Source organism: Pedobacter sp. Bi126, assembly GCF_918698245.1.
In the GTDB taxonomy this organism is placed as follows: domain Bacteria; phylum Bacteroidota; class Bacteroidia; order Sphingobacteriales; family Sphingobacteriaceae; genus Pedobacter.
In genome coordinates this window covers 461,712-473,198 of the sequence record NZ_CAKKMS010000003.1, presented here as the reverse complement: position 1 = coordinate 473,198, position 11,487 = coordinate 461,712, and the positions used below count along the sequence as shown (strand labels likewise).

Below are 11,487 nucleotides of genomic sequence, written 5' to 3'. Positions count from 1 at the left end.
AAAATTTTCAATTTAATTCAAATGAAAAAAAATATAATCGCCTTTGCCCTGTTCATATTTATGCTGTACAGTGGGGCTGAGGTTAGTGCACAGCAGAAAAAAGAGAATAAAAATAAACAGGGCTTACAGTCATTCTATAAAGTAACCCTTCTGGTGGATTCGTTGAAGGCAGGGCAAGTGGAAAAAATTCAAACAGATTATAAGGCGAGTCTCCTGACTGTGGAAAGAGATACTTCGGTTTCTGGTCAGCTACGCAAGAGCAGAATAAAAGCATTAATGGAGGGGCGGAATATCAAACTCAGAGCAATATTAACTCCACTCCAACTGGAAAAGCTAGTGCCACCATCTGAACGTATAGGTGAGGGGCAAATGGTTAAGGATAATTAGTCTTGAACATCATTTTATTTGTAAAGTTATGAAAAAATTAATGCTCAGAATCTCGGTATGCGTGTGCCTTTTGCTGCTCCTTTTCAATTTAGAAAGTAGGGCACAGACAGGGGCCTCCATGTCTACGGCAATTTATGTAGGCAGCTATAACGGTAGTGGCGGCCCTGTTTTTACGGATAGCCGTAACAGCGCTTCTTATGGAGGGACGACCTATACAAACAATATGGGGCAGTCCAGTCCAGAGGTATATTACCGTTTTGTGGTAACGGGGGCTGCGACATTGGATTTCTCCTTATGTGCGAGTGATTTTGATACTTATATCCATATATTGAATTCCAGTGGGGCAGTAGTGACTTTTCAGGATGATTCACCTGATTGTGGAACCAGGTCTCATCTGAGTTATACCCTTTCCACCGGCACCTACTATCTGGCCGTTGAGGGGTATAGTAGTAGTATAGGCACTATAGCGCTGCAGATCAGTTCGCTCGATTCAGGTGGCTCTTCAGGAGTGCCTGTGATCAGTTATAATGCGGTAAATGTGTTTGCTGTGGGTTCATCTGTGAACCTTTCGCCTGTAAATACGGGAGGCCAAGTAGCAGGGGGGGTGACCGCTACTACTTTTGCCGGTGCAAATGCTTCGGGCGCTTCCAATGGAAACGGTTCCTCAGCCTATTTTAACAACCCTTTAGGTACTGCGGTGGATCCCTCAGGCAATGTATACGTTGCCGATGCAGGTAACCATTTGATCCGTAAGATCAGTTCTGCGGGAGAGGTTACTACTCTTGCGGGTATAGGTTACGGAGGCTATGCAGATGGCACAGGGACAGCGGCGCAGTTTCAGCACCCATCTGCTCTTGCAGTGGATGCTTCTGGAAATGTTTTTGTTTCCGACCAACAGAATCACCGGATACGTAAAATTACCCCATCAGGTGTGGTCACTACTTATGCGGGTAGTGGGTCTGCGGGGTCGGCCAACGGCACGGGAACCGCGGCGAGTTTCAGCAGTCCGATTGGTCTGGCATTTGATGCTTCTGGTAATCTGTATGTAGCGGATTACGGTAATAATAAAATTCGGGTGGTTACTCCCTCAGGAGTGGTGGGCGACTATGCAGGTTCAGGGGCAGCAGGTTCAGCAAACGGGGCTTTGCTGTCGGCATCTTTTCGGAACCCTATGGGACTTGGATTTGATGCTTCTGGGACGCTGTATGTTGCAGACCGCCTTAACCATATGATCCGAAAGATCAGCGGTGGCACAGTAAGCACTTTGGCCGGAAGCGGCTCAATAGGTTCTTTGAACAGTACTGGGACAGCAGCAAGCTTTAATTACCCAAATGGAGTTGCTATAGATGCCTCCGGAAATGTATATGTTGCCGATCAACAGAATAATACGGTGAGGAAGATCAGCTCTTCGGGTGTGGTAGCCAGTTATGCCGGTACGACCTCAGCGGGGACTGTCAATGGCACGGGTCCGGTAATCCGTTTCAATTCGGTCTACGGACTGAGCATCGATGGGCAGGGAAACCTCTTTGTTGCAGAGAACGGATCCCATAATGTCCGCAAGTTGGCAGAGATGGTAGGTTATACCGTCAGCCCTGCGTTGCCGTCTGGTTTGGTACTTGACGCCAATACCGGTATGATCAGCGGTATGCCAAATACCTCGTCCTCAGCAACGACATATACCATTACAGCTTATAATAGTTCGGGCAGCGGAAGCTTTTTAATAAGTATTGAGGTCTCCGGATCAGCTTCTGAATCCACATCGGACTACAATTATATTTACACCTATACGCCACGGACGCGATTGACCGACGTTGCTTCCCTTCCTGGCAGCAGTATTTCTGATGTGAACAGAAATATCCAGTATGTTGATGGACTTGGAAGAGCGATGCAGCTAGTTAATGTTGGTGCCAGTCCATCTGGAAGGGATGTGATCCAGCCGATTGCGTACGATGAATTTGGAAGGGAAGCGGTAAAGTATCTTCCTTATACAGCTGCTGATGGCCCAGCCGGATCTTTTAGGACAAATGCATTGAACGGTACAGGTGGATACGGGAATAGCGAACAAAAACTCTTTTATACGCAACAGGCCCCCGATCATGTCGCTACAGACTATCCTTTTGCAGAAATGAAGTTTGAGAAATCTCCTTTATCAAGAATGCTGGAACAAGGAGCTCCAGGAACTACCTGGCAGCCTGGCTCAGGTCATACAGTGAGAAGTGAATTCACCGGAAACCACTATGCGGGCATTCATGACCTAATAATCAGGCGTTACGATGCGGTGATCAATACTTCTCCTGGTCAGCAGCATCTGCGGACTTTGTCTGAAAACGGGAGCCAGAGTTATAGTAGTCTGTTCCTGACCATTGTTAAGGATGAAAACTGGACTGAGGCAGATGGTAAGGCAGGAAGTATTTACGAGTATAAAGATAAGGAAGGCCATATCGTTGTGAAGCGGCACTTCGAGCAGCCGGCCGGTGGGGCTTTGCAGATGCTATCGACCTATTATATCTATGATGATCTGGGCAATCTCTGTTTTGTGCTTCCTCCTGGCGCCAGACCGGATGATGGAGAAATTACCCAGGCAAAACTGGACGATTTCTGTTATCAGTACCGCTATGACAACCGTAATAGGTTGGTGGAAAAAAAGATTCCGGGTAAAGGCTGGGAGTATATGGTGTACAATAGGCTCGACCAGGTAGTGCTTAGTCAGGACAACAACCAGCGTGTACAGAACCAGTGGATGTTTACCAAGTATGACAGATTCGGACGAAATGTGTGTACAGGTGTTTATGACAATGCCCTGGATCGCAGTACCCTGCAGGAAACCGTAATGGCTGATGGGGTAAGTCATCTGATGTGGGAGACCAGAAACATTGGCAACGACTATAGCAATGATGCGTTTCCCAGAACGGGAACTGATAACTATACGGTTAATTATTATGATGACTACACTTTTCCTGAAGGTAATACATATGTCTACAACGGAGCTAGTACCAAAATTAAGGGATTGTTGACTGGGACCAAGGTAAAAGTGCTTGGAACATCGGTAATGATGCTCTCTTTGAATTTTTACGATGAAAGGGGAATGTTGGCTAAAGCTTTTAAACAGCATCACCTTTCGGGTAACCAGGAGACATCCAACTATGATGAGATTACCAATAGTTATGATTTTGCTGGGGCGGTAGAATCAATCAGTAGGAATCACCATGCAGGTTCAGCTGAAACCTCGATTGTTGACAGGAATACTTACGATCATGTGGGCAGAAAGATAAAAAGCTTTTCCAATATTAATGGACAGGGTGAACTTGAGCTAATTAGGCTTGTTTATAACGAGCTTGGACAACTGCTCAATAAGAACCTTCATGGTACTGGTGGCGATAATTTCTTGTACAGGAGTACTTTAAGCTACAATGAGCGGGGCTGGATGAAAAAAGATGTGTCAGATCAGTTTAGCATAGAACTGAACTATGACGACTCTGACAGGCCGCAATATAACGGCAACATCTCTTATCAACGCTGGGGATCGTCCAATAATTTTCCTAATTCGTTCAGCTACCAGTATGATCATCTAAACAGGCTCACCAACGGAAGCACCACTTCGGGGATTTCGATGAGCGAGATGTTAAGTTATGACGAGATGGGCAATATTAAGACCTTGAGCAGGGATAATGGTACAGTGGGGACATACAACTATAGTGGAAACAGATTGATCCAGATTACAGGAGGTCCATTGGCTACAGGGGTTTATCAATATGACTTAAATGGGAACGCAACCTTTGATGGACGGAATGGTTTTGCCCTGACCTATAATAACCAGAATCTTCCCGTAACAGCAGTTGGCGGATCTGTAAGTATAACATATACTTATGACGCTACTGGTGAAAAACTCCGCAAAGTTAGTAATGGGACAACCCGGAATTACATTGATGGAATAGAGTACAATGGAAATTCGATCGATATCATCCATACCGAAACAGGTATAGCCAGGAACAGTGGTGGTACTTATACTTATGAGCATAACCTGACCGATCATCTGGGTAATGTGCGTTATACGTTCAATAGACATCCAACTACGCTTGCATTACAGCCCCTACAAGTTGATAATTATTATGCGTTTGGGATGAGAAATGCTGCCAGTGCAGGGGTAAATAAATATCTGTATAACGGTAAGGAGCTGCAGGATGAACTCGGGCAGCTTGATTATGGTGCAAGGTTTTATGACCCGGTAATTGGGCGTTGGAATGTGATTGATCCTCTTGCCGATAAAATGAGGAGGCATTCTCCATATAATTATGCCTTTAATAATCCAATCAGGTTTATTGATCCGGATGGAATGGAGCCAATTCCAGGGGCAGAGGCATTGATTGGCTGGGCGAGAATGGGGGTTGCGATGAGCGATGGTAATGATAGGTTGAAGAGGATGGCCGGGGAAGAGACTGAGGAAGAACAGGAGTATAAAAAAGCTGAAATCGCACTCAGCATGACATCCTGGTCTTTTTTGGATAAATTGACTCTGGTCGACTATATAAGTAGTTTGAATCCTGGCTTATCAGGTGGTGCCCTAGAAGATAGGGTGGGCAAAATATTTGAAGACTCGTGGCATAGGTCCGCTATAGCAAGCGGGTTTGAAGCAGACCATTATTCATCGGATACCAGAAAAATGTCAGGGGGGACTAGGACCACAAAACCAGATGGCTTTGCTGACGGGATTTTAAAGACTGGTTGGTTTGAACCAAATATAAGGGTTAAGGAGGCAGCCTGGTTTGAAGTAAAAGCTAAGTCTGGGGACATTTATAATTCAACCAGTACAGGGCAAGTGCTCGGTCATTTAACAAATCTTGCGGCGTCAATTCCAAGGGAATACAGGGTTTACGGAGGCATGAGGGCCAGTGCAGTGTCGCTGACCTTCATAACCACTAAAGAAGTAAAAATTGCTAAATCTGTTCTTTTGGCGGCTAGTGCCCTGAATATAATTATCTACCAGTATAAGGCCCAGTACAGTATGGATGGAGGAAGAATGAACGTCAATTTTAAGTTGTCGGTAAAGAACGGCATTCCAATCAAACAAGATCTGACAACTGTTGCGGTCCCATTAATAAAATGATTATGAGAAATAAATTTTTAATTTTGACTGCCTTAATATTATTGACAAGCATGGAAGAATCAAATGCCCAGAAGAAGTTTTACAGCGCTATGGATATTAAATCTTTGAGTAAACTTAAAGATAAAAAATTCGATGATATCGATCATTTCTATCAGCTAAAATCAAATATGGCACTGGTTACCATTTATAAAGATGGTACAGTGACACTGTTTCCTGCGTCAGGGGGAGAAGGGCTGTATGCCGATGATATTAAATATCTGGAGCCAATGATCGCATCTGGAGTCTATCCGGTAAAAGGTGACGGATCATTTTTTGAAAAAGAAAAGACAAGGATTGCCAACCTAAAAGAATCGATTCCTTATTACTGCGCAGAGTTATCCAAAAAACTGGATTTTGATGTTAAGGTCAGCCTTGACCCAGTTTATCTCGAAAGACTATCTGTGGTCATCACCAAAAGATTCAGTACAAAACGCAAGGACTACCCTTTGGCCTATCTGTTATCAGTATATGTTGGGGAACTGATGCGGGTGCAAGAAGGGGCAGAATATCTATTTAGTCTAAATCATAACTTAAATATTTATTATAGTCCAGAATTAACAAAAGATGGTAAATTCTGTACTTTTGTGGGTGAATTTATAAGAGAGCTTGAAATAGCACATGTCACTCCGGTCAGTGTTGGAGAGTTTCTATCAAAGCGTAACGATTTTTATCCGATAAGAAGGAGCCCTGATAGTTATATTATCCCCAAGTTATAAAGATATGGCTCATGGTATTTTGAGAACTTGAAAGTGACGTTGATTATTTTGAGTGCCCTAATATTATTGACAAGCATGGAAGAATCAAATGCCCAGAAGGAGTTTTACAGCGCTATGGATATTAAATCCCTGAGTAAGATAAACGACAAAAAATTCGATAATATCGATCATTTCTATCAGCTGAAATCAAATATGGCGCTTGTTACCATTTATAAAGATGGTACGGTGACACTGTTTCCTGCATCAAGTGGAGAAGGGCTATATGCCGATGATATTAAATATCTGGAGCCAATGATCGCATCTGGAGTCTATCCGGTAAAAGGCGATGGATCATTTTTTGAAAAAGAAAAGACAAGGATTGCCAACCTAAAAGAATCGATTCCTTATTACTGCGCAGAGTTATCCAAAAAACTGGATTTTGATGTTAAGGTCAGCCTCGACCCGATTTATCTCGAAAGACTATCTGTGGTCATCACCAAAAGATTTAGTACAAAACGCAAGGACTACCCTTTGGCCTATCTGTTATCAGTATATGTTGGGGAACTGATGCGGGTGCAAGAGGGAGCAGAATATATATATAGACCAGAAAACACGCTAAATATATATTACACCCCAGAATTAACAAAAGATGGTAAATTCTGTACTTTCGTGGGGGAATTTATAAGAGAGCTTGAAATAGCGCATGTGACTCCGATAAATGTTGGAGAGTTTCTATCAAAGCGTAATGATTTTTACCCTATATCGACTAGGCGTTACATTATCCCAAAGTTATAAAGAAACTGCTCATAAATGGCTATTTGGCAATATCAGTTATTTGCAATTCCGCATGAGGAGTTAAATCTTATTTCAATGAGGTGAATTTATATCTACTGCTGGAGTAAGAGACGCGATAAAAAATGGGAGTGTCAGTTCTGGAAATACCGCGACTACAGTTGTGCACATTAGCGCATCTGGCGACTTGAAGGTGGTTACTAATGCTTCTGGCACAAAAGTTATAACAGTAATGCCGAAATCAAATTAGTAATTTATGAAAATATCAATAAATGAAAGTCAATCAGAATTTGTAGAATTCGAAATAGAAGGAAAGCCGTATCCATATGCTGATGATTATTGGGATGGTAACCATTTAAAGACTTATATTAATCTCGCTATCCCAGCTTTCAAAGGTGCCTTTGTAACAAATCTTCAGTCCTTTGAATTGAGTAAATTCCTTGAGGAGCTTGATGCTATTGGCAATATGACTGCTCGCGAATGTGTCTTGTCAAATGTTGGACATGTTGTTAAATAAAGGCTACTTACATAAATTTAATTATTAATGATTATTAAAAACAATAAACGGACAAGTGCTCAGATATTTTGCGCTGTCCTATTTATGCTATTTGTATCATGTAATAATGACATCAGTTTTGATAAGGCAGGTTGGAATACCACTGACGATCCACTCTATCCCCCGGCATTGAGAGAAAGAATGCTAGATGACTTATTGAATAATCATAAACTAATAGGACTAAAGTATAGTCAGCTGGAAAAATTGATTGGTATTCCTGACAGCAAGGATTCAAATTTTGTTTATTATCGGGTAGTTGTAGACTATGGACATAACATTGATCCTGTTTATACCAAAAATTTAATGTTTCAACTATTAAAAGACTCTTTAATAACCTCTTTCAAAGTTAAAGATTGGAGAGCACGTAAAGATTAACTGTTTTGGTAGGATGGGTTCTATTCGGTGATTTAGGCGACATTGGCCTTCAATACTCATTTACCGAATCTAAGCTAATACCAGGATTATCTATACCGCGTAGAAAATAGAGGACATGTACAAAATCAAATTAATTTTAGTAATCATTGTTATAATAGTGGTTTGGCTGTTATCTCACATCTTGCATCAGTGGGTGTCAAATCCATCATTAGATGTCAAAAATATCTACTTAGAACATATAAAATCCATAAAAATAGATGACCGCGGAGTTTTGGGGAATAAATCAGTTAAAATATTGGATGCTAAAAAAGTTAAATATTTATCTAAATTGATCATTACTTCAAATAAGGTTAATTGAGTCCCGTCCATTCCGCGAAAATAGTTTTAAATTTAACTAAAATATTGTAAATTAAATGTTTACAGGCTTTTTCGTTTGCTGAAAACACCAAAGCATTCATTTTTTCAGTCCCAATATTATTCCTATGCTGTAATACCCGCTTCTTCTTTTTAATGGGGTAACCAAAATAATTAGGTGAATAAGTACTATGCAAATTAATAAACAGACCACAGCCATGTCTATTTAGCTCAAAACCGTAAAACTGGTAAATAAAACAGTATTCTGTATAAGCCCATTGCAAGCTTTAGTGACGAACTTTGTGGCACCGTTGGTGAGAAATGCAATCTGAAACTAAAAATAACCTTGAATTAATACAATAAACTTCATTGCAATGAAAACAATTTTCAGGATAATGTTATTAGCTTTTATAACGGGAATCTCATTCTCTATAATGGCCTGCAATAGCAATAAAAATCAAGAAAAAATGATAACAGAAAACACCACTGCTCTTTTCCCTAAAGGAGAAAAATTAACCAATGGATATTTTACTGGAGATGCTTATCTGCAGACACTTCTGGCAAAAGATAAGAACAACAATTTTGTGTTGGGTAGTGTAACTTTTGAACCAGGGGCAAGAACCAACTGGCATACACATCCTAAAGGGCAGGTACTGATTATAACCGAAGGCGAGGGCCTTTACCAGGAAAAAGGGAAAACAGCCCAAGTCATCAAAAAAGGTGATGTAATCAATATTCCAGAAAATGTGGAACACTGGCATGGAGCTACCGCCAGCACAAAAATGGTACATATTGCCCTTACCAATTATGAAGGTGAAACTAACGCAGTTTGGTTAAACCCTGTAACTGATGAAGAGTTCAACGCAGCCAACAAAAATTAAGCAATCAAAATGATGGGCAAAAGCAAATTTTTAAAGGGAATACTATTTTTTGTGCTCACAATAAGTATGATCAAAATGAATGCACAACCAAATAAAACAGCTAATACGGATTTATCTGCACAGCAGCAAAGCTTGATAAAGATTTCGGCACTTACAGCTACGGGAAACGTGGAACTGTTAAAAGTGGAATTGAATAAAGGGTTGGATTCAGGGCTTGCAATTAATGAAATCAAAGAAGCGCTCGTTCAGCTTTATGCATATTGTGGTTTTCCAAGAAGCCTTAATGCCATTAACGTTTTTATGACTGTTGCAAAGGAGAGAGAAGGAAAAGGGATCACAGATAAAGTAGGGAAAACAATTGTTGTAGAAAATAACCCTAAAAATAAATATGAACAGGGCAGAAAAGTGTTGGAAGAACTGACCAGGGCCCCACAATCAAAACCTGCCCCAGGCTTCGGGGAATTTGCACCGCGTATTGATGCTTTTTTAAAGGAACATTTATTTGCCGACATTTTTGTTAGTGATGTGCTGAGCTATCAGCAAAGAGAAATGGTAACAATTGCGGCTCTGGCCTCGATGCCAGGTGTAGAGGGCCAACTGCAGGCCCATATCAACATGGGGAAGAATACAGGCATAACTGAAAATCAATTAGAGCAATTAGCAATGCTGGTTGAAACAAACGTGAATAAAACACAGAGAAATACCATCAGGAAAATAATCGGAAAACCATTGGTTCCTGTAATGGAGAAGGATATGATGGTGCGTATTTCTGAAATCGAAATTTTACCTGAATACCTCGAAGAGTATAAATCCATTTTGCGACAGGAGGCAGCGGCTTCTATAAAAATCGAGCCTGGTGTAATTGCTATTTTTCCTATGTTTAAACAGAAAAGCCCCACTGAGGTTAGGATCATAGAAATATACGCCAGTAAAGCCGCATATCAATCTCATTTGCGAACACCACACTTCCAGCACTACAAAACAACGACCCTAAAAATGGTAAAAACATTAAAACTGGTAGATATGAACAGCCTAGATAATGAAACGATGCTGGAGGTTTTTAGTAAATTAAAATAGGATTTGTTAGGGACGATAAAGGATCTGGTTTTTAAAAGCGTTGCAGCCTGGTAAGAAATTATGCGTATTTCCCGGCTTCAATCAATTCATAGAATTGCGGTATTCATTGGGCGAATGCCCAACCTGTTGTTTAAAGAAACGGGTAAAATGTGAGGGATATTTAAAGCCAAGCATATACGCAACCTCACTTACGGATTTGCTAAGGTCAAGTATCTGTTCTTTTGCAGCATCAATCAGTTTGAGGTGTATATACTCTAGCGCAGATTTTCCTGTTTCTTTTTTTACCAGGTCTCCGAAATATTTTGGAGACAGGTTGAGCTGCGCTGCACAATACGAAACGGAGGGCAATCCCAGCGTTTGCAGCTTTTCCGACTGGAAGTACTCGTTCAGTAATCCCTCAAACCCAGTCAATACGTCCTTATGGATATGCTCTCTGGTGAGAAACTGCCGGTCGTAAAAGCGAACAGAATAATTCAGGAACATTTCGATGTTGCTAACGATCAATGTCCTGCTGTGCTTATCAATAGGATGCGCTAATTCATACCGGATCTTATTAAAACACTCCAGCACAATTTCTCTTTCTGCATCGGATACGTGAAGTGCTTCATTAACATCATAAGAGAAAAAGCTGTATTCGTTAATGCATTTACCGAGATGGGTTCCACGGATGAGATCGGGATGAAAGAATAATCCCCAGCCTGTCGGCTGTATCATGTTTTCGCTTTCCTCAAAACCAAATACCTGTCCTGGTGCGATAAAAAGAAGCGTTCCCTCTTCATAATCATAGTGATTGCGGCCATATTTCATCTCCCCGCACTTCTCGTCTTTTAAAAAGATCATGTACACATCAGAAATATAACGTGCTTCTTTTACGGGCTTCGATAGCGACTGATCAAGAACACTGACCAAAGGATGCAGGGTCTTCTGCCCCCGCTCGTTATTGATCTGAGCAACACTTTCAATTCTAAGGGGATTTCCCATACTTCGGTATTTTTTAAAGTGAAAATAGCTTAAGTATTTCGATTATCCCTACCAGCGGACGTCCGATGGTGCTGAAAAAGTTCGATAAAATCCTATACACTATTTATTATGAAAATACAATTTTGTCCTCCACTTTTTTCGTTTTATCAGATGTTTTTGTAACCCTTTTTCGAAGCCTATTTCTTTATTTTTTCAACTGACTAATTATCAAGGTTAAAGATTCCCCGAGCATTAGCGAAAGCACCT

At 41.1% G+C, this 11,487-nt stretch carries 9 protein-coding genes; 8 read left to right on the top strand and 1 reads right to left on the bottom strand.

From position 1 onward, the window contains the following. The first annotated feature begins 21 nt into the window (after positions 1-21). From LQ201_RS12215 to LQ201_RS12180, 8 genes are all read left to right on the top strand, one after another. Positions 22-387, top strand: coding sequence for a hypothetical protein (locus LQ201_RS12215; RefSeq protein WP_230142719.1), 366 nt, complete (start codon positions 22-24; stop codon positions 385-387). 28 nt (positions 388-415) lie between these two features. Then, a complete protein-coding gene (locus LQ201_RS12210; protein WP_230142717.1) occupies positions 416-5,491 on the top strand; it encodes a DUF6443 domain-containing protein in 5,076 nt (1,691 codons plus the stop codon). 2 nt (positions 5,492-5,493) lie between these two features. After that, the gene (locus tag LQ201_RS12205) at positions 5,494-6,246 is read left to right on the top strand and encodes a hypothetical protein (protein ID WP_230142714.1); all 753 of its coding nucleotides are present in this window, start codon (positions 5,494-5,496) and stop codon (positions 6,244-6,246) included. 75 nt (positions 6,247-6,321) lie between these two features. After that, positions 6,322-7,020, top strand: coding sequence for a hypothetical protein (locus tag LQ201_RS12200; protein ID WP_230142712.1), 699 nt, complete (start codon positions 6,322-6,324; stop codon positions 7,018-7,020). Between the two features lie 253 nt (positions 7,021-7,273). After that, positions 7,274-7,534 (top strand): hypothetical protein, encoded by a 261-nt coding sequence (locus LQ201_RS12195; RefSeq protein WP_230142710.1) that lies wholly within the window; start codon positions 7,274-7,276, stop codon positions 7,532-7,534. Between the two features lie 27 nt (positions 7,535-7,561). Further along, positions 7,562-7,948: a hypothetical protein gene (locus tag LQ201_RS12190; RefSeq protein ID WP_230142707.1), complete on the top strand. Its 387-nt coding sequence runs from the start codon at positions 7,562-7,564 to the stop codon at positions 7,946-7,948. 821 nt (positions 7,949-8,769) lie between these two features. Beyond that, entirely contained in the window at positions 8,770-9,183 is a 414-nt protein-coding gene (locus LQ201_RS12185; protein ID WP_230142706.1) for a cupin domain-containing protein, read from the top strand. A 75-nt stretch (positions 9,184-9,258) separates the two neighbouring features. Further along, the gene (locus tag LQ201_RS12180) at positions 9,259-10,260 is read left to right on the top strand and encodes a carboxymuconolactone decarboxylase family protein (RefSeq protein ID WP_230146641.1); all 1,002 of its coding nucleotides are present in this window, start codon (positions 9,259-9,261) and stop codon (positions 10,258-10,260) included. Positions 10,261-10,341: 81 nt separating this feature from the next. On the opposite strand, the gene LQ201_RS12175 is transcribed toward LQ201_RS12180, so the two are convergent. After that, on the bottom strand, positions 10,342-11,241 hold the full coding sequence (locus tag LQ201_RS12175; RefSeq protein ID WP_230142701.1) for an AraC family transcriptional regulator: 900 nt from the start codon (positions 11,239-11,241) through the stop codon (positions 10,342-10,344). Positions 11,242-11,487 lie beyond the last annotated feature (246 nt).

Coding starts and splice junctions, on each gene's coding strand:
- LQ201_RS12185 (WP_230142706.1), top strand. CDS start 8,770: ATGATAACAGAAAACACCACTGCTCTTTTCCCTAAAGGAGAAAAATTA.
- LQ201_RS12210 (WP_230142717.1), top strand. CDS start 416: ATGAAAAAATTAATGCTCAGAATCTCGGTATGCGTGTGCCTTTTGCTG.
- LQ201_RS12180 (WP_230146641.1), top strand. CDS start 9,259: ATGAATGCACAACCAAATAAAACAGCTAATACGGATTTATCTGCACAG.
- LQ201_RS12200 (WP_230142712.1), top strand. CDS start 6,322: ATGGAAGAATCAAATGCCCAGAAGGAGTTTTACAGCGCTATGGATATT.
- LQ201_RS12190 (WP_230142707.1), top strand. CDS start 7,562: ATGATTATTAAAAACAATAAACGGACAAGTGCTCAGATATTTTGCGCT.
- LQ201_RS12195 (WP_230142710.1), top strand. CDS start 7,274: ATGAAAATATCAATAAATGAAAGTCAATCAGAATTTGTAGAATTCGAA.
- LQ201_RS12205 (WP_230142714.1), top strand. CDS start 5,494: ATGAGAAATAAATTTTTAATTTTGACTGCCTTAATATTATTGACAAGC.
- LQ201_RS12215 (WP_230142719.1), top strand. CDS start 22: ATGAAAAAAAATATAATCGCCTTTGCCCTGTTCATATTTATGCTGTAC.
- LQ201_RS12175 (WP_230142701.1), bottom strand. CDS start 11,241: ATGGGAAATCCCCTTAGAATTGAAAGTGTTGCTCAGATCAATAACGAG.